Below are 24,413 nucleotides of genomic sequence, written 5' to 3'. Positions count from 1 at the left end.
ACCGTTCAAGGCCACCTCCGGGTGGCCTTTCTTTTGGCGCTCATCGGGTCTGGCGGGTCTGATAAACGCCAGCCAGGCCGCGCTTAATAGTGCGGCGGTGGGGTTTCTTCAGATTGAGAGGCGACCATCGAGGGCGCATTCGCCTTGAGCTTGTCGGTTAAAATGCGCATCTGCTCCCGCAGCTTACTCATCTGCAGTTCGTGCTCCACCACCGCATTGTTCAGCTGATCAATCGTCATCTCCTGAAAGGCCAGTTTGCTTTCTAACGTCTCCAGACGCCGTTCCCACTCGGATTGTTGCATGACCTGTTCCTCTGTTAAGGTGCGATTCGGGGCATGATTCTACGACCTGACTGCCAGGAATCACCTGTTTTTTTCACGTTCGCAGGCGTTGCGCTTGAAAAAAGGCGGTGCGGCATCATCTCTGATGAAACTTCCCGATGTTATAAAGGTCGGAGGTAGACCGGGTAATTACATTGTGGGAGTGTTCGACACTGCCACGTAAAGTTATAGTGTGGACCCTCAAGTCCGCAATGTTTCCCGAGGTTAGACGCTTCGGTTTTGGAGAAAGGATGAAATCACTGTTTAAAGTCACATTGTTAGCTACCACGATGGCCGTTGCGCTGAATGCTCCGCTGGCCATGGCGGCAGACTCAGCAGCAGCGCCACAGGCTGCACCGGCTGCGGCGGCACAGACTGCGCCACAGGTACCGAAAAATGCGGCCTTCAAAGATGAAGACCAGCAGTCTGCTTACGCACTGGGTGCTTCGCTGGGTCGCTACATGGACAACTCCCTGAAGGAGCAGGAAAAACTGGGCATCAAACTGGATAAGCAGCAGCTGATCGCAGGTGTTCAGGATGCATTTGGTGGCAAGAGTAAACTCTCTGATGAAGAGATTGAGCAGACGCTGCAATCCTTCGAAGGCCGCGTGAAAGGCGCTGCCTCAGCAAAAATGGAAAAAGATGCGAAAGAGAACGCGGATAAGGGCGCAGCTTACGCAACCAAATTTGCTAAAGAGAGCGGCGTGAAGAAATCTGAAACCGGCCTGCTCTATAAAGTCGAGAAAGAGGGTACCGGTGATGCGCCTAAAGACAGCGACACCGTTGTGGTGAACTATAAAGGTACGCTGATCGACGGCACCGAGTTCGATAACTCTTATACCCGCGGCGAGCCACTCTCATTCCGTCTGGATGGCGTGATTCCGGGCTGGACTGAAGGTCTGAAGCACGTGAAGAAAGGCGGTAAGATCAAGCTGGTGATCCCACCACAGCTGGCTTACGGTAAGAACGGCGTGCCAGGTATCCCGGCGAATTCCACCCTGGTGTTTGACGTTGAGCTGCTGGATATCAAACCGGCGCCAAAGGCCGATGAAAAAGCACAGGCACCAGCGCCTGCTGCCGCTGCACCGAAAGCGCAGTAATCTGCCAGCCGCCGCCTCCGGGCGGCGGTTTCATTTCTGCTTCACGACAAACCTCTGGCATAAGCCGACGACATTTGCCAGACTAATGCCTGCCAAATTATCCCAATATTGAGTCTGCCCATAAGCCGCTGTGACAGGCTCCAGCCATTCAGGGTGAAACTCTTCAATGTCTAATCCATTCAATCCGGGTGAACTGAGCGACTTCGATCTGCTTGAACAGCGCCCGTTCGAACAAACTGATTACGATATTCTGAAATCGTACGAGGCTGTCGTCGATGGCCTGGCCATGCTGATCGGCTCCCATTGCGAAATTGTCCTGCATTCGCTTGAAGACCTGAAATGTTCGGCGGTGCGTATCGCCAATGGTGAGCACACGGGACGTAAAGTCGGTTCGCCAATTACCGATTTAGCACTGCGTATGCTGCACGATATGCATGGGGCAGACAGTAATGTGTCGCGTGCCTATTTCACCCGGGCCAAAAGCGGCGTGCTGATGAAGTCGGTCACCATCGCTATCCGTAACCGCCAGCAGCGGGTGATTGGCCTGCTCTGTATCAACATGAATCTGGATGTGCCGTTCTCGCAGATTATGTCGACCTTTATGCCACCTGAAATGCAGCAGGTGGATTCCAGCGTTAACTTCGCCAGCTCAGTAGACGACCTGGTGATGCAGACGCTGGAGTTCACCATCGAAGAGGTGAGTGCGGACCGCAATGTCTCAAACAACGCCAAGAATCGTCAGATTGTGCTGAATCTGTATGAGAAGGGGATCTTCGATATCAAGGATGCGATTAACCAGGTTGCGGATCGCCTGAACATCTCGAAGCACACGGTCTATCTCTATATTCGCCAGTTTAAAAATGGCGACTTCCAGGGGCAGGAAAGGTAATGCGTTATACCCTGCTGGTCACCGGTCCGGCTTATGGTACGCAACAGGCGACCAGCGCCTGGCTGTTTGCCCGTGCGCTGCTGACGGCGGGTCATGAGCTTGACAGCGTTTTCTTCTATCGGGAAGGGGTGCTGAACGCGAACCAGCTCACTGCGCCAGCCAGCGATGAGTTCGATCTGGTTCGGGCGTGGCAGACATTACATCAGGAGCAGGGTGTGGCACTGAATATCTGTGTGGCGGCCGCACTGCGGCGTGGCGTGAGCGATTCGCAGGAGTCGGCCCGGCTTCAGCTGGCAGGCAGTAACCTGCAGCCGGGCTTTACCCTGAGCGGACTGGGTGCGCTGGCCGAGGCGGCACTGCGCTGCGAACGTCTGGTGCAGTTCTGATGAATCGGGTCGCATTTGTGTTTACTCGGGCACCGCACGGTAGCAGTGCCGGACGTGAAGGGCTGGACGCGGCGCTGGCAACGGGCGCGCTCAGCGAAGATATCGGCCTGTTTTTTATTGGCGATGGCGTACTGCAGCTTAATCTGCATCAGCAACCCGGGCTGATAAAGAGTCGCCATTATGCGGCCACGTTTGGGGTGCTGGCTTTATATGACATTGAGCAGTGCTATCTCTGCCGGACATCGCTGCTGGCACGCGGACTGGATACGGAGGCAGAGCGGTTGCTGGACGTTACGCTGCTGGATGCGCCCGCATTGCGCCAGACCCTGGCCAGCTACGACCGCATCCTGACTTTTTAAGAGGCGCGCATGCTGCATACGTTACTGCACTCCCCGTCACACAGCGATCTTGAAACGCTGATATCAATGACAGAAGCCGGAGATGACCTGCTGCTGTTGCAGGATGGTGTACTGGCAGCCGTGGCGGGCAGTCGCGCACTGCAGCGGCTGGCCGCCAGCCCGGCGACGCTGTGGGTACTGGAGGAAGATGTCCAGGCGCGCGGGCTCGCTGGACAAATTTCAACCAGTGTACAATCCGTAGACTATAATGGGTTTGTCACGTTAACGATCAGGCACCCGCAACAAATGGCCTGGTGATCGGCTAAAACCTGGTTATTTCTTGACACCCCTTTGACGCAGCCCTAAAATTCTGCCTCCTCGTAATTCTACGAGGCGTTTTATTACGTGTTTACGAAGCAAAAGCAAATCCAGGAGCTATTTAATGGCAACAGTTAACCAGCTGGTTCGCAAACCACGCGTCCGCAAAGTTGCAAAGAGCAACGTGCCGGCGCTGGAAGCTTGCCCGCAAAAACGTGGCGTTTGTACTCGTGTGTACACCACCACTCCTAAGAAACCAAACTCCGCACTGCGTAAAGTTTGCCGTGTGCGTCTGACTAACGGTTTTGAAGTCACCTCCTACATCGGCGGTGAAGGTCACAACCTGCAGGAGCACTCCGTGATCCTGATCCGTGGCGGTCGTGTAAAAGACCTGCCAGGTGTGCGTTACCACACCGTTCGTGGCGCGCTGGACTGCTCAGGTGTTAAAGACCGTAAGCAGGCTCGCTCCAAGTACGGCGTGAAGAAGCCAAAGGCTTAATGGTTCTCCGTTAAGTAAGGCCAAACGTTTTAAATTAAATGTCAAAATAAACTCATAGAGTTTTGGACAATCCTGAATTAACAACGGAGTATTTCCATGCCACGTCGTCGCGTCATTGGTCAGCGTAAAATTCTGCCAGATCCTAAGTTCGGATCAGAGCTGCTGGCCAAATTTGTAAATATCCTGATGGTAGATGGTAAAAAATCTACTGCAGAATCTATCGTTTATACCGCGCTTGAGACCCTGGCTCAGCGTTCAGGTAAAAACTCCCTGGAAGCCTTTGAAGTAGCTCTGGAAAACGTACGTCCGACTGTCGAAGTTAAGTCACGTCGCGTTGGTGGTTCTACTTATCAGGTACCAGTTGAAGTCCGTCCGGTTCGTCGTAATGCCCTGGCAATGCGCTGGATCGTAGATGCTGCTCGTAAACGCGGTGATAAATCAATGGCTCTCCGCCTGGCGAACGAACTTTCTGATGCTGCAGAGAACAAAGGTACTGCAGTTAAGAAACGTGAAGACGTTCACCGCATGGCAGAAGCCAACAAGGCGTTCGCTCACTACCGTTGGTAATAACCACGTAGTTGTTAAACCAGCGGGCGCTCAGATAGCCAACCCGCTGGGGTCGACTTACCTTGAACGTCCGAGAATCAGAGGAATCAAATGGCTCGTAAAACACCCATTGCTCGCTACCGTAATATCGGTATCAGTGCGCACATCGACGCCGGTAAGACTACCACTACCGAACGCGTTCTGTTCTACACCGGTGTAAACCACAAAATTGGTGAAGTACACGACGGCGCAGCAACCATGGACTGGATGGAGCAGGAACAGGAACGTGGTATTACCATCACGTCCGCTGCGACCACCTGTTACTGGTCTGGTATGGCCAAGCAGTTTGAACCACACCACATCAACATCATCGACACCCCAGGACACGTTGACTTCACCATCGAAGTTGAACGTTCTATGCGTGTGCTTGATGGCGCGGTAATGGTTTACTGTGCAGTTGGTGGCGTTCAGCCACAGTCTGAGACCGTATGGCGTCAGGCTAACAAATATAAAGTTCCACGCATCGCGTTCGTTAACAAAATGGACCGCATGGGTGCTAACTTCCTGAAAGTTGTTAATCAGATGGAAGTTCGTCTGGGCGCAACTCCAGTTCCTCTGCAGCTGGCTATCGGCGCAGAAGAGAAATTCACCGGTGTTGTTGACCTGGTGAAAATGAAAGCAATCAACTGGAACGACGCCGATCAGGGCGTAACCTTCGACTACGAAGATATTCCAGCTGATATGCAGGAACTGGCTGAAGAATGGCGCGGCAAGCTGATCGAAGCAGCTGCAGAAGCTTCTGAAGAGCTGATGGAGAAATTCTTCAGCGGCGAAGAGCTGAGCGAAGAAGAGATCAAAACTGCTCTGCGTAAGCGCGTTCTGAACAACGAAATCATCCTGGTAACCTGTGGTTCTGCCTTTAAGAACAAAGGTGTTCAGGCGATGCTGGATGCAGTTGTTGAATATCTGCCAGCACCGACTGACGTTACCGCGATCAACGGTATGCTGGACGACGGTAAAGACACGCCGGCTGTTCGTCATTCAGATGACAACGAGCCGTTTGCAGCACTGGCGTTCAAAATCGCTACCGACCCGTTTGTAGGTAACCTGACCTTCTTCCGCGTTTACTCTGGTGTTGTTAACACTGGTGACACCGTGTTCAACCCGGTTAAGTCAAACCGTGAGCGTCTGGGCCGTATCGTTCAGATGCACGCTAACAAGCGTGAAGAAATTAAAGAAGTCCGTGCGGGCGATATCGCAGCTGCGATCGGCCTGAAAGATGTGACTACTGGTGACACCCTGTGTGACCCGGATAACGTCATCATCCTTGAGCGCATGGAGTTCCCGGAGCCGGTAATCTCTATCGCCGTTGAACCAAAAACCAAAGCTGACCAGGAAAAAATGGGTCTGGCTCTGGGCCGTCTGGCTAAAGAAGACCCATCATTCCGCGTATGGACTGATGAAGAATCTAACCAGACCATCATCGCCGGTATGGGTGAGCTGCACCTCGACATCATCGTTGACCGTATGAAGCGTGAATTCAACGTCGAAGCAAACGTGGGTAAACCACAGGTTGCTTACCGTGAAGCGATCCGCTCTAAAGTTACCGACGTTGAAGGTAAACACGCCAAGCAGTCTGGTGGTCGTGGTCAGTACGGTCATGTTGTTATCGACATGTACCCACTTGAGCCAGGTTCGAACCCGAAAGGCTACGAATTTGTCAACGATATCAAAGGTGGTGTGGTTCCTGGCGAATACATCCCTGCGGTTGACAAAGGTATCCAGGAACAGCTGAAATCAGGCCCACTGGCTGGTTACCCGGTTGTGGATCTGGGCGTTCGTCTGCACTTCGGTTCTTACCATGATGTCGACTCCTCAGAACTGGCGTTCAAACTGGCTGCGTCTATCGCCTTCAAACAGGGCTTCAAACAAGCGCAACCCGTTCTGCTTGAGCCTATCATGAAGGTTGAAGTTGAAACGCCGGAAGAGAACACAGGTGATGTCATCGGTGACCTTAGCCGTCGTCGTGGTATGCTTAAAGGGCAGGAATCTAACGCTACTGGCGTTCAGATTCACGCTGAAGTTCCGCTGTCTGAAATGTTCGGATACGCAACTCAGCTGCGTTCTCTGACCAAAGGTCGTGCTTCTTACTCCATGGAGTTCCTGAAGTATGACGATGCGCCGAACAACGTAGCGCAGGCCGTTATTGAAGCTCGTAGCAAATAAGCTACGGTTTAAATTTGAACTGATGCCTTCACCCGAGGGTGAAGGCACAACGTAAGGAATTATCGCCATGGCGAAAGAGCAATTTCAGCGTAACAAACTGCACGTAAACGTGGGCACCATCGGTCACGTTGACCACGGTAAAACCACCCTGACTGCAGCTATCACCACCGTACTGTCTAAAACTTACGGTGGCCAGGCACGTGCATTCGATCAGATCGATAACGCACCAGAAGAGAAAGCTCGTGGTATCACCATCAACACTTCACACGTTGAGTATGAAACCCCGACTCGTCACTATGCACACGTTGACTGCCCAGGCCACGCCGACTATGTGAAAAACATGATCACCGGTGCTGCGCAGATGGACGGCGCGATCCTGGTTGTTGCTGCGACTGATGGCCCGATGCCACAGACCCGCGAGCACATCCTGCTGGGTCGTCAGGTTGGCGTTCCTTACATCATCGTGTTCCTGAACAAGTGTGACATGGTTGATGATGAAGAGCTGCTGGAACTGGTTGAGATGGAAGTTCGTGACCTGCTGTCAGCTTATGACTTCCCAGGCGACGACACACCAATCGTTCGTGGTTCTGCGCTGAAAGCGCTGGAAGGCGAAGCAGAGTGGGAAGCGAAAATCATCGAGCTGGCTGAACACCTGGACAACTACATCCCAGAACCTCAGCGTGCGATCGACATGCCGTTCCTGCTGCCAATCGAAGACGTATTCTCAATCTCTGGCCGTGGTACCGTTGTTACCGGTCGTGTTGAGCGCGGCATCGTTAAAGTCGGCGACGAAGTTGAAATCGTGGGTATCAAAGATACTGCGAAATCAACCTGTACCGGTGTTGAGATGTTCCGTAAGCTGCTGGACCAGGGTCAGGCAGGCGAAAACTGTGGTGTTCTGCTGCGCGGTATCAAGCGTGAAGACATCCAGCGTGGTCAGGTTCTGGCTAAGCCAGGCACCATCAAGCCACACACCCAGTTCGAGTCAGAAGTTTACGTTCTGTCCAAAGACGAAGGTGGCCGCCATACTCCGTTCTTCAAGGGCTACCGTCCACAGTTCTACTTCCGTACCACTGACGTGACCGGTTCAGTAGAGCTGCCAGAAGGCGTTGAAATGGTCATGCCAGGCGACAACATCAAAATGGTTGTTACCCTGATCCACCCAATCGCAATGGACGAAGGTCTGCGCTTCGCAATCCGCGAAGGCGGCCGTACCGTTGGCGCGGGTGTTGTTGCTAAAGTTATCGCTTAATTGTGATATCTGCTGTGGTCGTGAAAACGGCCACTGCAACACAGAAAAAAGAGCACTTCGGTGCTCTTTTTTTTTGCGCGGGATCCGGGATAACCCTGTAAAGGGTGGGTTTGTAATAAAAACGATTCGCATTTACACTGTGTGCAAAATGTACCCGAGTGATGAATCAATGTACGTCTGCCTGTGTAATGCCATCAGTGATAAAACCCTTCGTGAAGTTGTGCGTCGCTACCAGCCCAAATCTATTCAGCAGCTCCGCCAGTTCGTGCCTGTTGGCAAACAGTGTGGTAAATGCATTCGTGCTGCGCGAGAAATTATGGAAACTGAGCTGCAGCACGCGCCGCTCTACAAAGAGATTGCCTGACGCCCATCTGTGTGTGAATACCCACAATTTCCGTCACGGCTTTTTGACTTCTTTTTAACCGCATCTACGCTCTAATAAACCGGACGTGGAGGGTTGATAATGAAGGGCGATATCAAAGTCATCAGTCATCTGAATAAACTGTTGGGAAATGAACTGGTTGCCATTAACCAGTATTTTCTGCATGCGCGCATGTTTAAAAACTGGGGCCTGACCCGTCTCAATGATGTGGAATACCACGAATCAATTGATGAGATGAAGCATGCTGATAAGTACATTGAGCGCATTCTTTTTCTTGAGGGGATACCCAACCTTCAGGACCTGGGACGACTTCGTATCGGTGAAGACGTTGAGGAGATGCTCAGTTCAGATCTGAGTCTGGAACTGGAGGGCGCGAAGGATCTTCGCGAAGCGATCGCCTACGCTGACAAAGTGCATGACTATGTCAGCCGCGATATGATGATTGAGATTCTGGCCGATGAAGAGCATCACATCGACTGGATTGAGACTGAACTGGAATTAATCCGGATGATGGGCATCCAGAACTACCTGCAGGCTCAGATCAAAGAAGAGTGAACCGCGTCTGAAGCGCAAGGGTGACCCAGCCTGCAATGGCCAGAAATGGGCCGAAGGGCAGCAGACTGTCCGGCCTCAAATCCCGCCGTTGAACGGCGAAAATGGCTATCAGCGCCAGCAGCGTTGCCCCCAGCGCAATGCTGGCCAGGGCCTGCCAGCCACAGCAGGCGCCCAGCGCAGCAAAAAGCTTGATATCACCATAGCCCAGTCCTTCCACATCCCGCACGCTGCGAAAGCCCCAGGCAAGCAGCCACAGCGAACAATAGCCCATTATTGCGCCATAGATGGCCGCTGCTTCGCTGCCTGTCTGAGTCGCGTGGAGCAATCCCAGCCAGAGCAGCAAATAGTTAAGCGGGTCTGGCAGACAGAAGCAGCGGCGATCAATGGCTGAAAGCAGGAATAAAAGGCTGGCGGCCGCGATGAGGTAAATTCTGTCTGAAACGCTATCAACGCTTTGCATTACCAGCAGACAGAGCAGGGCGAACAGCCCTTCAGTAAGAAAACTGCCTGCGTCAAATGGTTGCTGACAGATGCGGCAGCGTCCTCTCAAAGCTGGCCAGCTTATCAGCGGCAGGGTGTCGCGCCATAACAGGCGTTTCTGGCAACAGTCGCCTCGTGAGGCAGGAAAGCACAGTGTGGCAAACCACTGCGCTGGTGAGAGGGCAGGGGTAAAGCGCGCGCAGGCCAGCGACAGGAAGCTGCCCAGTGCGCCCCCGCCTGCAAGCGCCGCAAGATAAGTGATAACAACAGGGACCATGATAGGGCTCCGGATAATAGAGACAGGCAGAGTTTCACAGGCAATAAGGTCTGCGTCATCAGCGAATCCAGCGTGATGGAGGGCGGCCCACAGCCGAAGGGAGGCGTTCTCCGTCAGTCGACAGCACTATGCGAGGCCCATCTCATCGACGTGCCACTATTTACCCGCGAAAACCACAACATGGGTTGCTTCCTGAACAGATTTACGTATAATGCGCGGGCCTGCAGATATTGCAGGCGCGATTCGAGCAGAATCGCAGACGGCTGAATTTTAGGCCGCCTGACAATACTCCCAATTGGGGAGTTATATGCTGAACGATTACACTCTCCCATCAATCGTAATGGGTTCGAGTAGTAATTTTTTTCGTCTATAAAAAGTTTGGAGCTCTGGTCTCATGCAGAACCAAAGAATCCGTATCCGTCTTAAAGCGTTTGATCATCGTCTGATCGATCAATCAACCGCGGAAATCGTTGAGACCGCCAAGCGCACTGGTGCGCAGGTTCGTGGTCCAATCCCGCTGCCAACCCGCAAAGAGCGTTTTACCGTTCTGATCTCTCCGCACGTCAACAAAGATGCGCGTGATCAGTACGAGATTCGCACTCACAAGCGTCTGGTAGACATCGTTGAGCCAACTGAAAAAACCGTTGATGCTCTGATGCGTCTGGATCTGGCTGCCGGTGTTGACGTGCAGATCAGCCTGGGTTAATCAGGTCATCGAGCGATTGAGAGGTTGAAACAATGATTGGTTTAGTCGGTAAAAAAGTGGGCATGACCCGCATCTTCAATGAAGATGGCGTTTCTATCCCCGTCACCGTAATCGAAGTTGAAGCGAACCGCGTTACTCAGGTCAAAGGCCTGGAAAACGATGGTTACCAGGCAATTCAGGTTACCACCGGTGCTAAAAAAGCAAACCGTGTGACCAAACCTGAAGCTGGTCATTTTGCTAAAGCTGGCGTTGAAGCTGGCCGTGGTCTGTGGGAATTCCGCACCGCTGAAGGTGAAGAATATTCTGTAGGTCAGAGCATCAGCGTTGAGATTTTCGCTGAAGTTAAGAAAGTTGACGTAACCGGTACCTCTAAAGGTAAAGGTTTCGCAGGTACCGTTAAGCGCTGGAACTTCCGTACCCAGGACGCGACTCACGGTAACTCCTTGTCTCACCGCGTTCCGGGTTCTATCGGTCAGAACCAGACTCCGGGCAAAGTGTTCAAAGGCAAGAAAATGGCAGGTCAGCTGGGTAATGAGCGCGTAACCGTTCAGAGTCTGGACGTAGTACGTGTTGACGCTGAGCGCAACCTGCTGCTGGTTAAAGGTGCAGTTCCCGGTGCTACCGGTAGCGACCTGATTGTTAAACCAGCTGTGAAGGCGTAAGGGGATAGCAATGGAATTAGTATTGAAAGACGCGCAGAGCGCGCTGACTGTTTCCGAAACTACCTTCGGTCGTGATTTCAACGAAGCGCTGGTTCACCAGGTTGTTGTTGCTTACGCATCAGGCGCCCGTCAGGGTACTCGTGCGCAGAAAACTCGCGCCGAAGTAACTGGTTCAGGCAAAAAGCCTTGGCGTCAGAAAGGCACCGGCCGTGCGCGTTCAGGTTCTGTAAAGAGCCCAATCTGGCGTTCAGGTGGCGTGACCTTTGCTGCGAAGCCGCAGGACCACAGTCAAAAAGTTAACAAAAAGATGTACCGCGGCGCGCTGAAAAGCATCCTGTCCGAGCTGGTACGTCAAGATCGTCTGATCGTTGTCGAATCATTTGCTGTAGAAGCGCCGAAAACTAAGCTGCTGGTACAGAAACTGAAAGACATGGCGCTGGAAGACGTGCTGATCATCACCGGTGAACTGGATGAGAATCTGTTCCTGGCTGCCCGTAACCTGTACAAGGTTGACGTGCGTGATGCATCAGGTATCGACCCAGTTAGCCTGATCGCCTTCGACAAAGTCGTTATGACTGCTGACGCAGTTAAGCAAGTTGAGGAGATGCTGGCATGATCCGTGAAGAACGTCTGCTGAAAGTACTGCGCGCGCCGCACGTATCTGAAAAAGCATCTAGCGCGATGGAAAAAACCAATACCATCGTTCTCAAAGTTGCTAATGACGCGACCAAAGCAGAGATCGTTGCTGCTGTTGAGAAACTGTTCGAAGTAGAAGTTAAAGACGTAAACACCCTGGTAGTTAAGGGCAAAGTTAAGCGTCAAGGACAGCGTATCGGTCGTCGTAGCGACTGGAAAAAAGCTTACGTCACCCTGAAAGAAGGCCAGAATCTGGACTTCGCTGGCGGCGCTGAGTAAGTCGGAGGAGAAAGACAATGGCAGTTGTTAAATGTAAACCGACATCTCCGGGTCGTCGCCATGTAGTTAAAGTGGTAAACGCGGAGCTGCACAAGGGCAAACCATTTGCCCCGCTGGTAGAAAAAAACAGCAAATCCGGTGGCCGTAACAACAATGGTCGTATCACTACCCGTCACATCGGTGGTGGTCACAAGCAGGCTTATCGTATTGTTGACTTCAAACGCAACAAAGACGGTATCCCGGCAGTTGTTGAACGTCTTGAGTACGATCCGAACCGCTCTGCGAACATCGCACTGGTTCTGTACAAAGACGGCGAGCGCCGTTACATCCTGGCCCCTAAAGGCCTGAAAGCCGGCGACCAGATCCAATCTGGCGTTGATGCTGCGATCAAAGCAGGTAACACTCTGCCGATGCGTAACATCCCGGTGGGTTCAACCGTGCATAACGTAGAAATGAAACCAGGCAAAGGCGGTCAGATTGCTCGCTCAGCCGGTGCTTACGTGCAGATCGTTGCGCGTGAAGGTTCTTACGTTACCCTGCGTCTGCGTTCAGGTGAAATGCGTAAAGTCGAGTCTGACTGCCGCGCAACGCTGGGCGAAGTCGGTAATGCTGAGCACATGCTCCGCGTTCTGGGTAAAGCTGGTGCAGCCCGTTGGCGTGGTGTTCGTCCGACCGTTCGTGGTACCGCGATGAACCCAGTTGATCACCCGCACGGTGGTGGTGAAGGTCGTAACTTTGGTAAGCACCCGGTTTCACCGTGGGGCGTTCAGACCAAAGGTAAGAAGACCCGTAGCAACAAGCGTACCGATAAATTTATCGTACGTCGCCGTAGCAAATAATATTAGAGGATAAGCCATGCCACGTTCTCTCAAGAAAGGTCCTTTTATTGACCTGCACTTGCTGAAGAAGGTAGAGAAAGCGGTGGAAAGCGGTGACAAGAAGCCTTTGCGCACTTGGTCCCGTCGTTCAACGATCTTTCCTAACATGATCGGTTTGACCATCGCTGTCCATAATGGTCGTCAGCACGTTCCTGTCTTTGTTTCCGACGAAATGGTTGGTCACAAACTGGGTGAATTCGCGCCGACACGTACTTATCGCGGTCACGCGGCTGATAAAAAAGCCAAGAAGAAATAAGTAGGAGGAAGAGATGGAAACTATTGCTCAACATCGCCACGCTCGTTCTTCTGCTCAGAAGGTTCGCCTTGTTGCTGACCTGATTCGCGGTAAGAAAGTGTCGCAGGCTCTGGACATTTTGACCTACACCAACAAGAAAGCGGCTGTACTGGTCAAGAAAGTTCTGGAATCTGCCATTGCTAACGCCGAACACAACGATGGCGCTGATATCGACGATCTGAAAATCACGAAAATTTTCGTTGATGAAGGTCCGACCATGAAACGCATTATGCCGCGTGCCAAAGGTCGTGCAGATCGCATCCTGAAGCGCACCAGCCACATTACTGTGGTTGTGTCCGATCGCTGAGACTCTGGAGACTAGCAATGGGTCAGAAAGTACATCCTAATGGTATTCGCCTGGGTATTGTAAAACCATGGAACTCTACCTGGTTTGCGAACACCAACGAATTCGCTGACAACCTGGACAGCGATTTTAAAGTACGTCAGTTCCTGACTAAAGAACTGGCTAAAGCGTCTGTCTCTCGTATCGTTATCGAGCGTCCAGCGAAGAGCATCCGTGTGACCATTCACACTGCTCGTCCGGGCATCGTTATCGGTAAGAAAGGTGAAGATGTCGAGAAACTGCGCACCGTCGTCGCGAAAATCGCTGGCGTTCCTGCGCAGATCAATATCGCCGAAGTCCGCAAGCCGGAACTGGACGCGAAACTGGTAGCTGACAGCATCACTTCACAGCTGGAGCGTCGTGTGATGTTCCGTCGTGCTATGAAGCGTGCAGTTCAGAACGCCATGCGTCTTGGCGCGAAGGGTATTAAAGTTGAAGTTAGCGGCCGTCTGGGTGGCGCTGAGATCGCACGTACCGAATGGTACCGTGAAGGTCGCGTGCCATTGCACACTCTGCGTGCTGACATTGACTACAACACCTCTGAAGCGCACACCACTTATGGTGTAATCGGCGTTAAGGTATGGATCTTCAAAGGTGAGATCCTGGGTGGTATGGCTGCTGTTGAACAACCGGAACCGGCTGCTCAACCTAAAAAGCAGCAGCGTAAAGGCCGTAAGTAAGGAGAGTCGCTGATGTTACAACCAAAGCGTACGAAATTCCGTAAAGTGCACAAAGGCCGTAACCGTGGTCTGGCGCAGGGTACGGATGTCAGCTTCGGTACTTTCGGTCTGAAAGCTGTTGGCCGTGGTCGTCTGACTGCTCGTCAGATCGAAGCAGCACGTCGTGCTATGACCCGTGCAGTTAAGCGTCAAGGTAAGATCTGGATCCGTGTATTCCCGGACAAACCGATCACCGAGAAGCCGCTGGAAGTGCGTATGGGTAAAGGTAAGGGTAACGTAGAGTATTGGGTTGCCCTGATCCAGCCTGGTAAAGTCCTGTATGAAATGGACGGCGTATCAGAAGAGCTGGCCCGTGAAGCATTCAAGCTGGCAGCAGCAAAACTGCCTATCAAAACCACCTTTGTAACTAAGACGGTGATGTAATGAAAGCAACTGAGCTGCGTGAAAAAAGCGTCGAAGAGCTGAACACTGAGCTGCTTAATCTGCTGCGTGAGCAATTTAACCTGCGCATGCAGGCAGCATCTGGCCAACTGCAGCAGACTCATCTGCTGAAGCAGGTTCGCCGTGATGTTGCACGCGTTAAGACTTTACTGACTGAGAAGGCGGGTTCGTAATGACCGATAAAATCCGTACTCTGCAGGGTCGTGTAGTAAGTGACAAAATGCAGAAATCTGCAGTTGTTGCTATCGAACGTTTCGTGAAACACCCGATCTACGGCAAATTCATTAAGCGTACGACTAAGCTGCACATCCATGACGAGAACAATGAATGTGGAATTGGTGACGTGGTAGAAATCCGCGAATGCCGTCCACTGTCCAAGACCAAATCCTGGACCCTGGTTCGCGTAATCGAAAAAGCAATCCTGTAACAGGAACTGTTTTTTCTGAGAAACCCCCTGCTTCGGCAGGGGGTTTTTTTTGGTCAGCATTCAGGCAGGGCTGCATTCTGTTTTATGCGGCCTCGCCACGCTTATCCGAATCTGAATATTTCAGCTGGTCCGTCTGTGAAAGCGATGCGGTGACATGGCTATGGAAACCTCTTCCATTAAAGCGGGCGACCGGTTACTGGGTGTGTTGATCGCAGGTTGGTGAATTCACGGTACTTAGCAGACCCTCCGCTGTTAACAATACGGCAGTATGGCCACATTCACCTGTTCTGCACGGTGTAACAATGCAGTTTCCTCGCTGCGCTACTCATGCAAAGAGCGAATACATCTGCTATGACGGCGAAGGCAGGGAAATGGCGACAGAAGGTTGCGCGGAACAGGGCAGAAAGGCGTCAACGCTTCAGGAAACCGCAACAAGCCTCACTGGCCGATGATGCGAAATGCCCGATTAGAGGACGCTGTTATACATACGCATCCGTGTTGGCCTGCTGCGAGAGGGACATCGGGAACGGGGCAGGGCAGACGGGTGCATTCTTAACAGCTCATTACAGCATGATTGACGGATAAGTCAGACATCAGGCAGGTAAAGGCCAGTAATTGCCCGATCAGTGACGATGCAGCAGCACAACGAACTGCCTGAAAAAGAGGCGGGTGCCGCCAGTAATGTACTTTATTCAGAGATCGACGAAAAATAAGGCAGATTACATTTGCTACTGTTCGCACTATTCCCTAGAATACGCCCTCCCTGTCATCAGGGAAAATCAGCGGCTCGATTGAGAGCCGTTTATTTTTTCTACCCATCTGTGAGAACCGGTGTTACAATGCCGCGCCCTCAATTATGGGGCTTTCTAACGACCTGAGGTTTAGGTCCCGAAGTAGTAGTTGACATTAGCGGAGCACTAAAATGATCCAAGAACAGACTATGCTGAACGTCGCCGACAACTCCGGTGCACGTCGCGTAATGTGTATCAAGGTTCTGGGTGGCTCGCACCGTCGCTACGCAGGCGTCGGTGACATCATCAAAGTTACCATCAAGGAAGCAATTCCGCGTGGTAAAGTGAAAAAAGGTGATGTCCTGAAGGCGGTAGTGGTGCGCACCAGGAAGGGTGTTCGTCGCCCGGACGGTTCTGTCATTCGCTTCGATGGTAATGCATGCGTTATTCTGAACAATAACAGTGAGCAGCCTATCGGTACGCGTATTTTTGGGCCGGTAACTCGTGAACTTCGTACTGAAAAGTTCATGAAAATTATCTCTCTGGCACCAGAAGTACTCTAAGGAGCGAACAATGGCAGCTAAAATCCGTCGTAACGACGAAGTTATCGTGTTGACCGGTAAAGATAAAGGTAAGCGCGGTAAAGTTAAGAATGTCCTGTCTTCTGGTAAGGTCATCGTTGAAGGTATCAACCTGGTGAAAAAACATCAGAAGCCGGTCCCGGCTCTGAACCAGCCAGGTGGCATCGTTGAAAAAGAAGCTGCTATTCAGGTTTCTAACGTTGCACTGTTCAACGCGGCAACTGGTAAGGCTGACCGTGTAGGCTTTAGATTTGAAGACGGTAAAAAAGTCCGTTTCTTTAAGTCTAATAGCGAAACTATCAAGTAATTTGGAGTAGTACGATGGCGAAACTGCATGATTACTACAAAGACGAAGTAGTCCAGAAACTCATGACAGAGTTTGGCTACAATTCTGTCATGCAAGTCCCTCGGGTCGAGAAGATCACCCTGAACATGGGTGTTGGTGAAGCGATCGCTGACAAGAAACTGCTGGATAACGCAGCAGCTGACCTGGCAGCAATCTCCGGTCAAAAACCGCTGGTCACCAAAGCACGCAAATCAGTTGCAGGCTTCAAAATCCGTCAGGGCTATCCGATCGGCTGTAAAGTAACTCTGCGTGGCGAGCGCATGTGGGAGTTCTTTGAGCGTCTGGTCACCATTGCTGTTCCACGTATCCGTGACTTCCGTGGCTTGTCCGCTAAGTCATTCGACGGCCGTGGCAACTACAGCATGGGTGTGCGTGAACAGATCATCTTCCCAGAAATCGACTACGACAAAGTCGATCGCGTTCGTGGTTTGGATATTACCATTACCACTACTGCGAAATCTGATGATGAAGGCCGTGCACTGCTGGCTGCCTTTGACTTCCCGTTCCGTAAGTAAGGTAGGGTTACTTAATGGCTAAGCAATCTATGAAAGCACGCGAAGTTAAGCGTGTGAAATTAGCAGACAAGTTCTTCGCCAAGCGCGCTGAACTGAAAGCGATCATTTCTGATGTGAACGCTTCTGACGAAGATCGTTGGAATGCCGTTCTGAAGCTGCAGAGTCTGCCACGTGATTCCAGCCCTTCACGTCAGCGTAACCGCTGCCGTCAAACAGGTCGTCCGCACGGTTTCCTGCGGAAGTTTGGGTTGAGCCGTATCAAGGTCCGTGAAGCCGCCATGCGCGGTGAAATCCCGGGTCTGAAAAAGGCTAGCTGGTAATTGTCACCAATTGAATCACGGGAGTAACACAGATGAGCATGCAAGATCCGATCGCGGATATGCTGACCCGTATCCGTAACGGTCAGGCCGCGAACAAAGTTGCGGTCACCATGCCTTCCTCCAAGCTGAAATTGGCAATTGCCAACGTTCTGAAGGAAGAAGGATATATTGAAGATTTCAAAATCGAAGGCGACATCAAGCTGGAACTGGAACTGACTCTTAAGTATTTCCAGGGTAAAGCTGTTGTAGAAAGCATTCAGCGAGTAAGCCGTCCTGGCCTGCGCATCTATAAGAAAAAAGATGAGCTGCCAAAGGTAATGGCTGGTATGGGCATCGCTGTAGTTTCTACATCCAAAGGTGTCATGACTGATCGTGCAGCGCGCCAGGCTGGTCTTGGTGGCGAAATTATCTGCTACGTAGCGTAATCGGAGGATACATATGTCTCGTGTTGCTAAAGCACCTGTCGTTGTTCCTGCCGGCGTAGAGGTAAAACTCGACGGTCAGGTAATTTCGATTAAAGGTAAAAACGGCGAGCTGACTCGTACTATCAATGATGCTGTTGAAGTTAAGCATGCTGACAACGCTCTGACTTTCGCTCCGCGCGAAGGCTTCGTTGACGGCTGGGCGCAGGCGGGTACTTCTCGCGCGCTGCTGAACGCAATGGTTATCGGTGTTACCGAAGGCTTCACTAAGAAGCTGCAGCTGGTTGGTGTAGGTTATCGTGCGGCCATCAAAGGCAACATGATCAACCTGTCTCTGGGCTTTTCTCATCCAGTCGATCACCAGCTGCCCGCGGGTATCACTGCAGAGTGTCCAACTCAGACTGAAATCGTGCTGAAAGGCGCTGATAAGCAGCTGATTGGTCAGGTTGCAGCGGACCTGCGCGCCTACCGTCGTCCTGAGCCTTACAAAGGCAAGGGTGTCCGTTACGCCGACGAAGTCGTGCGTACCAAAGAGGCTAAGAAGAAGTAAGGTAACACTATGGATAAGAAATCTGCTCGTATCCGTCGTGCGACCCGTGCACGTCGCAAGCTCAAAGAGCTGGGTGCTACTCGCCTGGTGGTACATCGTACCCCGCGTCATATTTACGCACAGGTAATCGCCCCGAACGGTTCCGAAGTTCTGGTCGCTGCTTCTACTGTAGAAAAAGCTATCACTGAACAACTGAAGTATACCGGTAATAAAGAAGCCGCAGCTGCAGTAGGTAAAGCTATCGCAGAACGCGCAATCGAAAAAGGCATCACTGGTGTTTCTTTCGACCGTTCCGGTTTCCAATATCATGGTCGCGTCCAGGCACTGGCAGATGCTGCCCGTGAAGCTGGCCTTCAGTTCTAAGGTAGAGGTCTAAGATGGCACACATCGAGAAACAAGCTGGCGAACTGCAGGAAAAACTGATCGCGGTAAACCGTGTTTCTAAAACTGTTAAAGGTGGTCGTATCTTCTCCTTCACAGCACTGACTGTGGTAGGCGATGGTAATGGTCGCGTAGGTTTTGGTTACGGTAAAGCGCGTGAAGTTCCAGCAGCGATCCAGAAAGCGATGGAGAAAGCCCGTCGCAACATGGTTAACGTCGCGCTGACCAACGGCACCCTGCAGCACCCTGTTAAAGGTGCGCACACGGGTTCCCGCGTGTTCATGCAGCCGGCTTCAGAAGGTACCGGTATCATCGCCGGTGGTGCAATGCGCGCCGTTCTGGAAGTCGCTGGAGTTCATAACGTTCTGGCAAAAGCCTATGGTTCCACCAACCCGATTAACGTGGTTCGTGCAACTATCGACGGCCTGGGCAATATGAAATCTCCGGAAATGGTCGCTGCTAAGCGTGGTAAATCCGTTGAAGAAATTCTGGGGTAATCACGATGGCTAAGACTATTAAAATCACTCAAACCCGTAGCTCAATCGGCCGCTTGCCTAAGCATAAAGCCACTCTGGTTGGCCTGGGTCTGCGTCGTATTGGCCACACCGTTGAGCGTGAAGACACGCCTGCAGTACGCGGTATGGTTAACGCGGTTTCCTATATGGTTAAAGTGGAGGAGTAAGAGATGCGTTTAAATACTCTGTCTCCGGCCGAAGGGTCTAAGCACGCTACCAAGCGTCTGGGTCGTGGTATCGGTTCTGGCCTCGGAAAAACCGGTGGTCGTGGTCACAAAGGTCAGAACTCTCGTTCTGGCGGTGGCGTACGTCGCGGTTTCGAAGGTGGTCAGATGCCTCTGTACCGTCGTCTGCCGAAGTTCGGTTTCACCTCTCGCAAAGCAATGATCACCACAGAGATTCGTCTGTCTGATCTGGCGAAAGTTGAAGGCGGTATCGTCGACCTGAACGCGCTGAAAGCAGCCAACATTGTCGGTGTTCAGATTGAATTCGTTAAAGTAATTCTGTCTGGCGAAGTTTCTACACCGGTAACGGTTCGCGGTCTGCGTGTCACCAAAGGTGCTCGTGCTGCAATCGAAGCTGCTGGCGGTAAAATCGAGGAATAAGTAGCAGATGGCTAAACAACCGGGATTAGATTTTCAAAGCGCCAAAGGCGGCTTTGGTGAGCTGAAACGCAGACTACTGTTTGTTATCGGCGCACTCATTGTCTTCCGTATTGGCTCTTTTATTCCAATCCCTGGTATTGATGCCACTGTACTTGCCAAACTGCTTGAGCAACAGCGTGGCACCATCATTGAAATGTTTAACATGTTCTCTGGTGGTGCTCTTAGCCGTGCTTCTATTTTCGCGCTGGGTATCATGCCGTATATTTCGGCATCGATTATTATCCAGCTATTAACGGTGGTTCATCCAGCGTTAGCGGAAATCAAGAAGGAAGGGGAGGCTGGCCGTCGTAAGATTAGTCAGTACACCCGATACGGTACGTTGGTATTGGCCATATTCCAGTCGATCGGTATTGCTACCGGTTTGCCGAATATGCCAGGAATGCAAGGTCTGGTCATGAATCCAGGCTTTGCCTTCTACTTTACCGCTGTTGTGAGTCTGGTCTCAGGAACCATGTTCCTGATGTGGCTGGGCGAACAGATTACTGAACGGGGTATCGGTAACGGTATTTCGATCATTATCTTCGCGGGTATTGTTGCGGGTCTTCCGCCGGCCATTGGCCATACCATCGAGCAAGCGCGGCAAGGCGACCTGCACTTCCTCTTGTTGCTGTTGGTTGCAGTACTCGTATTCGCAGTGACTTTCTTTGTTATCTTCGTTGAACGTGGTCAACGCCGCATTGTGGTGAACTATGCAAAACGTCAGCAAGGTCGTCGCGTTTACGCTGCACAGAGCACACATTTACCGTTGAAAGTGAACATGGCGGGTGTTATTCCAGCCATCTTTGCTTCCAGCATTATTCTGTTCCCGGCAACGATTGCATCGTGGTTTGGGGGCGGTACCGGTTGGAACTGGCTGACAACAATTTCGCTGTATTTGCAGCCAGGACAGCCGCTTTATGTGCTACTCTATGCGACTGCAATCATCTTCTTCTGTTTCTTCTATACGGCGTTGGTTTTCAACCCACGTGAAACAGCAGATAACCTGAAGAAGTCTGGTGCATTCGTACCGGGAATTCGTCCGGGAGAGCAAACGGCGAAGTATATTGATAAAGTGATGACGCGTTTGACCTTAATCGGCGCGCTGTACATTACTTTTATCTGCCTTATCCCGGAGTTCATGCGTGATGCGATGAAGGTTCCCTTCTACTTTGGCGGTACTTCACTGCTTATCGTAGTTGTCGTCATCATGGACTTTATGGCTCAAGTGCAGACTCTGATGATGTCAAGTCAGTATGAGTCGGCACTGAAGAAAGCTAACCTGAAAGGCTACGGCCGTTAATTCAGTTGGTTGAGAAGTTACGGAGAGTAAAAATGAAAGTTCGTGCTTCCGTCAAGAGATTATGTCGTAACTGCAAAATCATTCGTCGCGACGGTGTCGTACGTGTGATCTGCAGTGCCGAGCCAAAGCATAAACAGCGCCAAGGCTGATTTAGTCACATATTTTTCTTGCAAAGTCGGGTTGAGCTGGCTAGATTAGCCAGCCAATCTTTTGTATGTCAGTGCGTTTCCATTTGAGTATCCTGAAAACGGGCTTTTCAGCATGGGACGTGCTTGTTTAATTATAGGAGTGCATAGTGGCCCGTATAGCAGGCATTAACATTCCTGATCAAAAACATACCGTTATCGCATTAACTTCGATCTTCGGTATCGGTAAAACCCGTTCTAAAGCCATCTGCGCTTCAACGGGTATTGCTGAAAATGTTAAGATCAGTGAGCTGTCTGAAGAACAAATTGATCAGCTGCGTGACGCAGTTGCGAAATTCGTTGTTGAAGGTGATCTGCGCCGTGAAATCACCCTGAGCATCAAGCGTCTTATGGACCTTGGTTGCTACCGTGGTTTGCGCCATCGTCGTGGTCTTCCGGTTCGCGGTCAGCGTACCAAGACCAACGCACGTACCCGTAAGGGTCCGCGTAAACCGATCAAGAAATAATCGGGGTGAGTAAATAATGGCAAAGGCACCAGTTCGTGCACGCAAGCGTGTAAGAAAACAAGTCTCAGATGGCGTGGCTCATGTCCATGCTTCTTTTAACAACACCATCGTTACTATTACTGATCGTCAGGGTAACGCACTGGGTTGGGCAACCGCCGGTGGTTCCGGTTTCCGCGGTTCACGTAAATCCACTCCGTTTGCTGCTCAGGTCGCTGCAGAGCGCTGTGCAGAAGCGGTAAAAGATTACGGAATTAAGAATCTGGAAGTTATGGTAAAGGGTCCGGGTCCAGGCCGCGAATCTACTATTCGTGCTCTGAACGCCGCTGGTTTCCGCATCACTAATATTACTGATGTGACTCCTATCCCTCATAACGGTTGTCGTCCGCCGAAAAAACGTCGCGTATAACGCCCGTTTTTTAGGATAGTTGGAGAAAGAAAATGGCAAGATATTTGGGTCCTAAGCTCAAGCTGAGCCGTCGTGAGGGCACTGACTTATTCCTTAAGTCTGGCGTTCGCGCGATCGATTCCAAGTGTAAGATTGAACAAGCCCCTGGTCAGCATGGTGCGCGTAAACCGCGTCTGTCTGATTACGGCGGTCAGTTACGTGAAAAGCAGAAAGTTCGTCGTATCTACGGCGTGCTGGAGCGTCAGTTCCGTAACTATTACAAAGAAGCAGCTCGTCTGAAAGGCAACACCGGTGAAAACCTGTTGGCTCTGCTGGAAGGTCGTCTGGACAACGTTGTTTATCGTATGGGCTTTGGTGCCACGCGTGCAGAAGCACGTCAGCTGGTCAGCCATAAGTCTGTTCTGGTAAATGGTCGCGTTGTTAACATCGCTTCTTATCAGGTATCTCCGAATGATGTCGTTAGCATCCGTGAGAAAGCCAAAAAGCAATCTCGCGTGAAGGCCGCTCTGGAGCTGGCTGAGCAGCGTGAAAAGCCAACCTGGCTGGAAGTTGATGCGACTAAGATGGAAGGTGTGTTCAAGCGTATTCCTGAACGTACTGATCTGTCTGCGGACATTAACGAACACCTGATCGTCGAGCTTTACTCCAAGTAAAGCTTAGTACCAAAGAGAGGACACAATGCAGGGTTCTGTGACAGAGTTTCTAAAACCGCGCCTGGTAGATATCGAGCAAGTGAGTTCGACGCACGCCAAGGTGACCCTTGAGCCTTTAGAGCGTGGCTTTGGCCATACTCTTGGTAACGCACTGCGCCGTATTCTGCTTTCATCCATGCCGGGTTGCGCGGTGACCGAGGTTGAAATTGATGGTGTACTCCATGAGTACAGCACCAAAGAGGGCGTACAGGAAGATATCCTGGAAATCCTGCTCAACCTGAAAGGGCTGGCGGTAAGAGTTCAGGGTAAAGATGAAGTTATTCTGACCCTGAATAAATCTGGCATTGGCCCTGTGACTGCAGCCGACATTACCCATGACGGTGATGTCGAAATCGTCAAGCCTCAGCATGTCATTTGCCATCTGACCGATGAGAACGCAGCTATCAGCATGCGCATCAAAGTTCAGCGTGGTCGTGGCTATGTACCGGCTTCTGCCCGAATTCATTCGGAAGAAGATGAGCGCCCAATCGGCCGTCTGCTCGTTGACGCTTGCTACAGCCCTGTAGACCGTATCGCCTACAATGTTGAAGCAGCGCGTGTTGAGCAGCGTACCGACCTGGACAAGCTGGTCATCGAAATGGAAACCAACGGCACAATCGATCCTGAAGAGGCGATTCGTCGTGCGGCGACCATTCTGGCAGAACAACTTGAAGCTTTCGTTGACTTACGTGATGTACGTCAGCCTGAAGTGAAAGAAGAGAAACCAGAATTCGATCCGATCCTGCTGCGCCCTGTTGACGATCTGGAATTGACTGTCCGCTCTGCTAACTGCCTCAAGGCAGAAGCTATCCACTACATCGGTGATCTGGTACAGCGTACCGAGGTTGAGCTGCTCAAAACGCCTAACCTTGGTAAAAAATCTCTTACTGAGATTAAAGATGTGCTGGCTTCGCGTGGTCTTTCTCTGGGCATGCGCCTTGAGAACTGGCCGCCAGCAAGCATTGCTGATGAATAATCAGATCACAGGTTAAGGTTTCACTGAGAAGGATAAGGTCATGCGCCATCGTAAGAGTGGTCGTCAACTGAACCGCAACAGCAGCCATCGTCAGGCTATGTTCCGCAACATGGCCGGTTCTCTGGTTCGTCATGAGATCATCAAAACGACTCTGCCGAAAGCCAAAGAACTGCGTCGCGTAGTTGAGCCGCTGATTACTCTTGCCAAGACCGACAGCGTAGCTAATCGTCGTCTGGCATTCGCCCGTACTCGTGATAACGAGATCGTGGCAAAACTGTTTAACGAGCTGGGCCCGCGTTTCGCGAGCCGTGCCGGTGGTTACACTCGCATTCTGAAGTGTGGCTTCCGTGCTGGTGACAACGCTCCGATGGCTTACATCGAGCTGGTTGATCGTCCAGAAGCTCAAGCAGAAGCAGCCGCAGAGTAATCTGCAGCAACGTAAAAAACCCGCTCCGGCGGGTTTTTTA

At 51.6% G+C, this 24,413-nt stretch carries 41 protein-coding genes; 39 read left to right on the top strand and 2 right to left on the bottom strand.

Translation table 11 applies throughout. From position 1 onward, the window contains the following. Nucleotides 1–83 precede the first annotated feature (83 nt). Nucleotides 84–302 carry a SlyX family protein gene (locus ACLHDD_RS13825; RefSeq protein ID WP_427104537.1) on the bottom strand — a complete coding sequence of 73 codons (219 nt, stop codon included), beginning with the start codon at nucleotides 300–302 and terminating at the stop codon, nucleotides 84–86. 269 nt (nucleotides 303–571) lie between these two features. On the opposite strand from ACLHDD_RS13825, the gene fkpA reads away from it, so the two are divergent. The 11 genes from fkpA (at nucleotide 572) to bfr (ending at nucleotide 8,811) form a co-directional block, all read left to right on the top strand. Then, nucleotides 572–1,420 carry an FKBP-type peptidyl-prolyl cis-trans isomerase gene (fkpA, locus tag ACLHDD_RS13820; RefSeq protein WP_427104536.1) on the top strand — a complete coding sequence of 283 codons (849 nt, stop codon included), beginning with the start codon at nucleotides 572–574 and terminating at the stop codon, nucleotides 1,418–1,420. A 166-nt stretch (nucleotides 1,421–1,586) separates the two neighbouring features. After that, a complete protein-coding gene (locus tag ACLHDD_RS13815; RefSeq protein WP_111139695.1) occupies nucleotides 1,587–2,309 on the top strand; it encodes a helix-turn-helix transcriptional regulator in 723 nt (240 codons plus the stop codon). Next, nucleotides 2,309–2,695, top strand: a complete 387-nt coding sequence (tusD, locus tag ACLHDD_RS13810) for a sulfurtransferase complex subunit TusD (protein WP_427104535.1) — start codon at nucleotides 2,309–2,311, stop codon at nucleotides 2,693–2,695. Before ACLHDD_RS13815 ends, tusD begins: the two co-directional genes overlap by 1 nt. After that, nucleotides 2,695–3,054: a sulfurtransferase complex subunit TusC gene (gene tusC / locus ACLHDD_RS13805; protein ID WP_427104534.1), complete on the top strand. Its 360-nt coding sequence runs from the start codon at nucleotides 2,695–2,697 to the stop codon at nucleotides 3,052–3,054. The genes tusD and tusC overlap by 1 nt, the downstream gene beginning before the upstream one ends. Nucleotides 3,055–3,063: 9 nt before the next feature. Then, nucleotides 3,064–3,351, top strand: a complete 288-nt coding sequence (tusB, locus tag ACLHDD_RS13800) for a sulfurtransferase complex subunit TusB (protein WP_427104533.1) — start codon at nucleotides 3,064–3,066, stop codon at nucleotides 3,349–3,351. Nucleotides 3,352–3,475: 124 nt separating this feature from the next. Then, nucleotides 3,476–3,850, top strand: coding sequence for a 30S ribosomal protein S12 (gene rpsL / locus ACLHDD_RS13795; protein ID WP_003852912.1), 375 nt, complete (start codon nucleotides 3,476–3,478; stop codon nucleotides 3,848–3,850). Nucleotides 3,851–3,946: 96 nt separating this feature from the next. Then, complete coding sequence (rpsG, locus tag ACLHDD_RS13790) at nucleotides 3,947–4,417, top strand: 30S ribosomal protein S7 (protein WP_009087603.1); 471 nt, start codon at nucleotides 3,947–3,949, stop codon at nucleotides 4,415–4,417. A 90-nt stretch (nucleotides 4,418–4,507) separates the two neighbouring features. Beyond that, entirely contained in the window at nucleotides 4,508–6,622 is a 2,115-nt protein-coding gene (gene fusA / locus ACLHDD_RS13785; protein ID WP_427104532.1) for an elongation factor G, read from the top strand. A 67-nt stretch (nucleotides 6,623–6,689) separates the two neighbouring features. Further along, nucleotides 6,690–7,874, top strand: coding sequence for an elongation factor Tu (gene tuf / locus ACLHDD_RS13780; RefSeq protein ID WP_242281354.1), 1,185 nt, complete (start codon nucleotides 6,690–6,692; stop codon nucleotides 7,872–7,874). Between the two features lie 169 nt (nucleotides 7,875–8,043). Beyond that, nucleotides 8,044–8,238 (top strand): bacterioferritin-associated ferredoxin, encoded by a 195-nt coding sequence (gene bfd, locus ACLHDD_RS13775; RefSeq protein WP_313656358.1) that lies wholly within the window; start codon nucleotides 8,044–8,046, stop codon nucleotides 8,236–8,238. 99 nt (nucleotides 8,239–8,337) lie between these two features. Further along, entirely contained in the window at nucleotides 8,338–8,811 is a 474-nt protein-coding gene (gene bfr, locus ACLHDD_RS13770; RefSeq protein ID WP_111140929.1) for a bacterioferritin, read from the top strand. On the opposite strand, the gene ACLHDD_RS13765 is transcribed toward bfr, so the two are convergent. Then, nucleotides 8,798–9,568 carry a prepilin peptidase gene (locus ACLHDD_RS13765; RefSeq protein ID WP_427104531.1) on the bottom strand — a complete coding sequence of 257 codons (771 nt, stop codon included), beginning with the start codon at nucleotides 9,566–9,568 and terminating at the stop codon, nucleotides 8,798–8,800. The genes bfr and ACLHDD_RS13765 overlap by 14 nt on opposite strands. A gap of 394 nt (nucleotides 9,569–9,962) precedes the next feature. Between ACLHDD_RS13765 and rpsJ the strand changes: the two genes are divergently transcribed. From rpsJ to rplQ, 28 genes are all read left to right on the top strand, one after another. Continuing rightward, nucleotides 9,963–10,274, top strand: a complete 312-nt coding sequence (gene rpsJ / locus ACLHDD_RS13760; protein WP_001181005.1) for a 30S ribosomal protein S10 — start codon at nucleotides 9,963–9,965, stop codon at nucleotides 10,272–10,274. Nucleotides 10,275–10,306: 32 nt separating this feature from the next. Beyond that, the gene (gene rplC / locus ACLHDD_RS13755) at nucleotides 10,307–10,936 is read left to right on the top strand and encodes a 50S ribosomal protein L3 (protein WP_313656355.1); all 630 of its coding nucleotides are present in this window, start codon (nucleotides 10,307–10,309) and stop codon (nucleotides 10,934–10,936) included. 10 nt (nucleotides 10,937–10,946) lie between these two features. Next, a complete protein-coding gene (gene rplD / locus ACLHDD_RS13750; RefSeq protein ID WP_009087590.1) occupies nucleotides 10,947–11,552 on the top strand; it encodes a 50S ribosomal protein L4 in 606 nt (201 codons plus the stop codon). Next, nucleotides 11,549–11,851 (top strand): 50S ribosomal protein L23, encoded by a 303-nt coding sequence (gene rplW / locus ACLHDD_RS13745; RefSeq protein WP_003850708.1) that lies wholly within the window; start codon nucleotides 11,549–11,551, stop codon nucleotides 11,849–11,851. Before rplD ends, rplW begins: the two co-directional genes overlap by 4 nt. A gap of 17 nt (nucleotides 11,852–11,868) precedes the next feature. Further along, nucleotides 11,869–12,690 (top strand): 50S ribosomal protein L2, encoded by an 822-nt coding sequence (gene rplB, locus ACLHDD_RS13740; RefSeq protein WP_009087588.1) that lies wholly within the window; start codon nucleotides 11,869–11,871, stop codon nucleotides 12,688–12,690. Between the two features lie 16 nt (nucleotides 12,691–12,706). Further along, nucleotides 12,707–12,985: a 30S ribosomal protein S19 gene (gene rpsS / locus ACLHDD_RS13735; RefSeq protein WP_001138115.1), complete on the top strand. Its 279-nt coding sequence runs from the start codon at nucleotides 12,707–12,709 to the stop codon at nucleotides 12,983–12,985. Between the two features lie 13 nt (nucleotides 12,986–12,998). Further along, nucleotides 12,999–13,331, top strand: a complete 333-nt coding sequence (rplV, locus tag ACLHDD_RS13730; RefSeq protein WP_046289651.1) for a 50S ribosomal protein L22 — start codon at nucleotides 12,999–13,001, stop codon at nucleotides 13,329–13,331. Nucleotides 13,332–13,348: 17 nt separating this feature from the next. Continuing rightward, complete coding sequence (gene rpsC, locus ACLHDD_RS13725) at nucleotides 13,349–14,047, top strand: 30S ribosomal protein S3 (protein WP_008927135.1); 699 nt, start codon at nucleotides 13,349–13,351, stop codon at nucleotides 14,045–14,047. A 12-nt stretch (nucleotides 14,048–14,059) separates the two neighbouring features. After that, nucleotides 14,060–14,470 (top strand): 50S ribosomal protein L16, encoded by a 411-nt coding sequence (gene rplP / locus ACLHDD_RS13720; RefSeq protein WP_015962145.1) that lies wholly within the window; start codon nucleotides 14,060–14,062, stop codon nucleotides 14,468–14,470. Next, nucleotides 14,470–14,661, top strand: coding sequence for a 50S ribosomal protein L29 (gene rpmC / locus ACLHDD_RS13715; RefSeq protein ID WP_003850146.1), 192 nt, complete (start codon nucleotides 14,470–14,472; stop codon nucleotides 14,659–14,661). The genes rplP and rpmC overlap by 1 nt, the downstream gene beginning before the upstream one ends. Continuing rightward, nucleotides 14,661–14,915 (top strand): 30S ribosomal protein S17, encoded by a 255-nt coding sequence (rpsQ, locus tag ACLHDD_RS13710; RefSeq protein ID WP_313656354.1) that lies wholly within the window; start codon nucleotides 14,661–14,663, stop codon nucleotides 14,913–14,915. Before rpmC ends, rpsQ begins: the two co-directional genes overlap by 1 nt. A 922-nt stretch (nucleotides 14,916–15,837) precedes the next feature. Further along, the gene (gene rplN / locus ACLHDD_RS13705) at nucleotides 15,838–16,209 is read left to right on the top strand and encodes a 50S ribosomal protein L14 (protein ID WP_006120590.1); all 372 of its coding nucleotides are present in this window, start codon (nucleotides 15,838–15,840) and stop codon (nucleotides 16,207–16,209) included. Between the two features lie 10 nt (nucleotides 16,210–16,219). Beyond that, nucleotides 16,220–16,534 (top strand): 50S ribosomal protein L24, encoded by a 315-nt coding sequence (gene rplX / locus ACLHDD_RS13700; RefSeq protein ID WP_003850150.1) that lies wholly within the window; start codon nucleotides 16,220–16,222, stop codon nucleotides 16,532–16,534. Nucleotides 16,535–16,548: 14 nt separating this feature from the next. Further along, nucleotides 16,549–17,088: a 50S ribosomal protein L5 gene (rplE, locus tag ACLHDD_RS13695; RefSeq protein ID WP_003850155.1), complete on the top strand. Its 540-nt coding sequence runs from the start codon at nucleotides 16,549–16,551 to the stop codon at nucleotides 17,086–17,088. Nucleotides 17,089–17,102: 14 nt separating this feature from the next. After that, entirely contained in the window at nucleotides 17,103–17,408 is a 306-nt protein-coding gene (gene rpsN, locus ACLHDD_RS13690; RefSeq protein WP_010618564.1) for a 30S ribosomal protein S14, read from the top strand. Between the two features lie 32 nt (nucleotides 17,409–17,440). Further along, a complete protein-coding gene (rpsH, locus tag ACLHDD_RS13685; protein WP_003850158.1) occupies nucleotides 17,441–17,833 on the top strand; it encodes a 30S ribosomal protein S8 in 393 nt (130 codons plus the stop codon). Between the two features lie 13 nt (nucleotides 17,834–17,846). Beyond that, the gene (rplF, locus tag ACLHDD_RS13680; protein WP_313656353.1) at nucleotides 17,847–18,380 is read left to right on the top strand and encodes a 50S ribosomal protein L6; all 534 of its coding nucleotides are present in this window, start codon (nucleotides 17,847–17,849) and stop codon (nucleotides 18,378–18,380) included. 9 nt (nucleotides 18,381–18,389) lie between these two features. Next, the gene (gene rplR, locus ACLHDD_RS13675) at nucleotides 18,390–18,743 is read left to right on the top strand and encodes a 50S ribosomal protein L18 (protein WP_003850163.1); all 354 of its coding nucleotides are present in this window, start codon (nucleotides 18,390–18,392) and stop codon (nucleotides 18,741–18,743) included. 14 nt (nucleotides 18,744–18,757) lie between these two features. Continuing rightward, nucleotides 18,758–19,258: a 30S ribosomal protein S5 gene (rpsE, locus tag ACLHDD_RS13670; RefSeq protein WP_003850164.1), complete on the top strand. Its 501-nt coding sequence runs from the start codon at nucleotides 18,758–18,760 to the stop codon at nucleotides 19,256–19,258. 5 nt (nucleotides 19,259–19,263) lie between these two features. Beyond that, nucleotides 19,264–19,443: a 50S ribosomal protein L30 gene (gene rpmD, locus ACLHDD_RS13665; RefSeq protein WP_003850166.1), complete on the top strand. Its 180-nt coding sequence runs from the start codon at nucleotides 19,264–19,266 to the stop codon at nucleotides 19,441–19,443. 3 nt (nucleotides 19,444–19,446) lie between these two features. Further along, nucleotides 19,447–19,881 carry a 50S ribosomal protein L15 gene (gene rplO / locus ACLHDD_RS13660; protein WP_003850168.1) on the top strand — a complete coding sequence of 145 codons (435 nt, stop codon included), beginning with the start codon at nucleotides 19,447–19,449 and terminating at the stop codon, nucleotides 19,879–19,881. A gap of 7 nt (nucleotides 19,882–19,888) precedes the next feature. Beyond that, nucleotides 19,889–21,220, top strand: coding sequence for a preprotein translocase subunit SecY (secY, locus tag ACLHDD_RS13655; protein ID WP_003850175.1), 1,332 nt, complete (start codon nucleotides 19,889–19,891; stop codon nucleotides 21,218–21,220). Between the two features lie 32 nt (nucleotides 21,221–21,252). Next, complete coding sequence (gene rpmJ, locus ACLHDD_RS13650; RefSeq protein ID WP_010252805.1) at nucleotides 21,253–21,369, top strand: 50S ribosomal protein L36; 117 nt, start codon at nucleotides 21,253–21,255, stop codon at nucleotides 21,367–21,369. A 146-nt stretch (nucleotides 21,370–21,515) separates the two neighbouring features. Beyond that, the gene (gene rpsM / locus ACLHDD_RS13645; protein WP_003850176.1) at nucleotides 21,516–21,872 is read left to right on the top strand and encodes a 30S ribosomal protein S13; all 357 of its coding nucleotides are present in this window, start codon (nucleotides 21,516–21,518) and stop codon (nucleotides 21,870–21,872) included. A gap of 16 nt (nucleotides 21,873–21,888) precedes the next feature. Continuing rightward, nucleotides 21,889–22,278, top strand: a complete 390-nt coding sequence (gene rpsK / locus ACLHDD_RS13640) for a 30S ribosomal protein S11 (RefSeq protein WP_004160563.1) — start codon at nucleotides 21,889–21,891, stop codon at nucleotides 22,276–22,278. A gap of 32 nt (nucleotides 22,279–22,310) precedes the next feature. Next, entirely contained in the window at nucleotides 22,311–22,931 is a 621-nt protein-coding gene (rpsD, locus tag ACLHDD_RS13635; RefSeq protein WP_008927131.1) for a 30S ribosomal protein S4, read from the top strand. A 25-nt stretch (nucleotides 22,932–22,956) separates the two neighbouring features. Beyond that, a complete protein-coding gene (locus ACLHDD_RS13630; protein WP_003850179.1) occupies nucleotides 22,957–23,946 on the top strand; it encodes a DNA-directed RNA polymerase subunit alpha in 990 nt (329 codons plus the stop codon). Nucleotides 23,947–23,986: 40 nt separating this feature from the next. Then, the gene (rplQ, locus tag ACLHDD_RS13625) at nucleotides 23,987–24,373 is read left to right on the top strand and encodes a 50S ribosomal protein L17 (RefSeq protein WP_003850180.1); all 387 of its coding nucleotides are present in this window, start codon (nucleotides 23,987–23,989) and stop codon (nucleotides 24,371–24,373) included. Nucleotides 24,374–24,413: the final 40 nt, after the last annotated feature.

Origin of the sequence: Pantoea sp. NSTU24, assembly GCF_050157905.1 — a bacterium.
Classification (GTDB): Bacteria; Pseudomonadota; Gammaproteobacteria; order Enterobacterales; family Enterobacteriaceae; genus Pantoea.
Note: the sequence above shows the minus strand (reverse complement) of the source record. Positions and strands in the feature narration are given on the sequence as shown.

Bases quoted from the DNA above. Each gene is read 5' to 3' on its own strand.
- ACLHDD_RS13825 (WP_427104537.1), bottom strand. From the start codon at position 302: ATGCAACAATCCGAGTGGGAACGGCGTCTGGAGACGTTAGAAAGCAAA.
- fkpA (WP_427104536.1), top strand. From the start codon at position 572: ATGAAATCACTGTTTAAAGTCACATTGTTAGCTACCACGATGGCCGTT.
- ACLHDD_RS13815 (WP_111139695.1), top strand. From the start codon at position 1,587: ATGTCTAATCCATTCAATCCGGGTGAACTGAGCGACTTCGATCTGCTT.
- tusD (WP_427104535.1), top strand. From the start codon at position 2,309: ATGCGTTATACCCTGCTGGTCACCGGTCCGGCTTATGGTACGCAACAG.
- tusC (WP_427104534.1), top strand. From the start codon at position 2,695: ATGAATCGGGTCGCATTTGTGTTTACTCGGGCACCGCACGGTAGCAGT.
- tusB (WP_427104533.1), top strand. From the start codon at position 3,064: ATGCTGCATACGTTACTGCACTCCCCGTCACACAGCGATCTTGAAACG.
- rpsL (WP_003852912.1), top strand. From the start codon at position 3,476: ATGGCAACAGTTAACCAGCTGGTTCGCAAACCACGCGTCCGCAAAGTT.
- rpsG (WP_009087603.1), top strand. From the start codon at position 3,947: ATGCCACGTCGTCGCGTCATTGGTCAGCGTAAAATTCTGCCAGATCCT.
- fusA (WP_427104532.1), top strand. From the start codon at position 4,508: ATGGCTCGTAAAACACCCATTGCTCGCTACCGTAATATCGGTATCAGT.
- tuf (WP_242281354.1), top strand. From the start codon at position 6,690: ATGGCGAAAGAGCAATTTCAGCGTAACAAACTGCACGTAAACGTGGGC.
- bfd (WP_313656358.1), top strand. From the start codon at position 8,044: ATGTACGTCTGCCTGTGTAATGCCATCAGTGATAAAACCCTTCGTGAA.
- bfr (WP_111140929.1), top strand. From the start codon at position 8,338: ATGAAGGGCGATATCAAAGTCATCAGTCATCTGAATAAACTGTTGGGA.
- ACLHDD_RS13765 (WP_427104531.1), bottom strand. From the start codon at position 9,568: ATGGTCCCTGTTGTTATCACTTATCTTGCGGCGCTTGCAGGCGGGGGC.
- rpsJ (WP_001181005.1), top strand. From the start codon at position 9,963: ATGCAGAACCAAAGAATCCGTATCCGTCTTAAAGCGTTTGATCATCGT.
- rplC (WP_313656355.1), top strand. From the start codon at position 10,307: ATGATTGGTTTAGTCGGTAAAAAAGTGGGCATGACCCGCATCTTCAAT.
- rplD (WP_009087590.1), top strand. From the start codon at position 10,947: ATGGAATTAGTATTGAAAGACGCGCAGAGCGCGCTGACTGTTTCCGAA.
- rplW (WP_003850708.1), top strand. From the start codon at position 11,549: ATGATCCGTGAAGAACGTCTGCTGAAAGTACTGCGCGCGCCGCACGTA.
- rplB (WP_009087588.1), top strand. From the start codon at position 11,869: ATGGCAGTTGTTAAATGTAAACCGACATCTCCGGGTCGTCGCCATGTA.
- rpsS (WP_001138115.1), top strand. From the start codon at position 12,707: ATGCCACGTTCTCTCAAGAAAGGTCCTTTTATTGACCTGCACTTGCTG.
- rplV (WP_046289651.1), top strand. From the start codon at position 12,999: ATGGAAACTATTGCTCAACATCGCCACGCTCGTTCTTCTGCTCAGAAG.
- rpsC (WP_008927135.1), top strand. From the start codon at position 13,349: ATGGGTCAGAAAGTACATCCTAATGGTATTCGCCTGGGTATTGTAAAA.
- rplP (WP_015962145.1), top strand. From the start codon at position 14,060: ATGTTACAACCAAAGCGTACGAAATTCCGTAAAGTGCACAAAGGCCGT.
- rpmC (WP_003850146.1), top strand. From the start codon at position 14,470: ATGAAAGCAACTGAGCTGCGTGAAAAAAGCGTCGAAGAGCTGAACACT.
- rpsQ (WP_313656354.1), top strand. From the start codon at position 14,661: ATGACCGATAAAATCCGTACTCTGCAGGGTCGTGTAGTAAGTGACAAA.
- rplN (WP_006120590.1), top strand. From the start codon at position 15,838: ATGATCCAAGAACAGACTATGCTGAACGTCGCCGACAACTCCGGTGCA.
- rplX (WP_003850150.1), top strand. From the start codon at position 16,220: ATGGCAGCTAAAATCCGTCGTAACGACGAAGTTATCGTGTTGACCGGT.
- rplE (WP_003850155.1), top strand. From the start codon at position 16,549: ATGGCGAAACTGCATGATTACTACAAAGACGAAGTAGTCCAGAAACTC.
- rpsN (WP_010618564.1), top strand. From the start codon at position 17,103: ATGGCTAAGCAATCTATGAAAGCACGCGAAGTTAAGCGTGTGAAATTA.
- rpsH (WP_003850158.1), top strand. From the start codon at position 17,441: ATGAGCATGCAAGATCCGATCGCGGATATGCTGACCCGTATCCGTAAC.
- rplF (WP_313656353.1), top strand. From the start codon at position 17,847: ATGTCTCGTGTTGCTAAAGCACCTGTCGTTGTTCCTGCCGGCGTAGAG.
- rplR (WP_003850163.1), top strand. From the start codon at position 18,390: ATGGATAAGAAATCTGCTCGTATCCGTCGTGCGACCCGTGCACGTCGC.
- rpsE (WP_003850164.1), top strand. From the start codon at position 18,758: ATGGCACACATCGAGAAACAAGCTGGCGAACTGCAGGAAAAACTGATC.
- rpmD (WP_003850166.1), top strand. From the start codon at position 19,264: ATGGCTAAGACTATTAAAATCACTCAAACCCGTAGCTCAATCGGCCGC.
- rplO (WP_003850168.1), top strand. From the start codon at position 19,447: ATGCGTTTAAATACTCTGTCTCCGGCCGAAGGGTCTAAGCACGCTACC.
- secY (WP_003850175.1), top strand. From the start codon at position 19,889: ATGGCTAAACAACCGGGATTAGATTTTCAAAGCGCCAAAGGCGGCTTT.
- rpmJ (WP_010252805.1), top strand. From the start codon at position 21,253: ATGAAAGTTCGTGCTTCCGTCAAGAGATTATGTCGTAACTGCAAAATC.
- rpsK (WP_004160563.1), top strand. From the start codon at position 21,889: ATGGCAAAGGCACCAGTTCGTGCACGCAAGCGTGTAAGAAAACAAGTC.
- rpsD (WP_008927131.1), top strand. From the start codon at position 22,311: ATGGCAAGATATTTGGGTCCTAAGCTCAAGCTGAGCCGTCGTGAGGGC.
- ACLHDD_RS13630 (WP_003850179.1), top strand. From the start codon at position 22,957: ATGCAGGGTTCTGTGACAGAGTTTCTAAAACCGCGCCTGGTAGATATC.
- rplQ (WP_003850180.1), top strand. From the start codon at position 23,987: ATGCGCCATCGTAAGAGTGGTCGTCAACTGAACCGCAACAGCAGCCAT.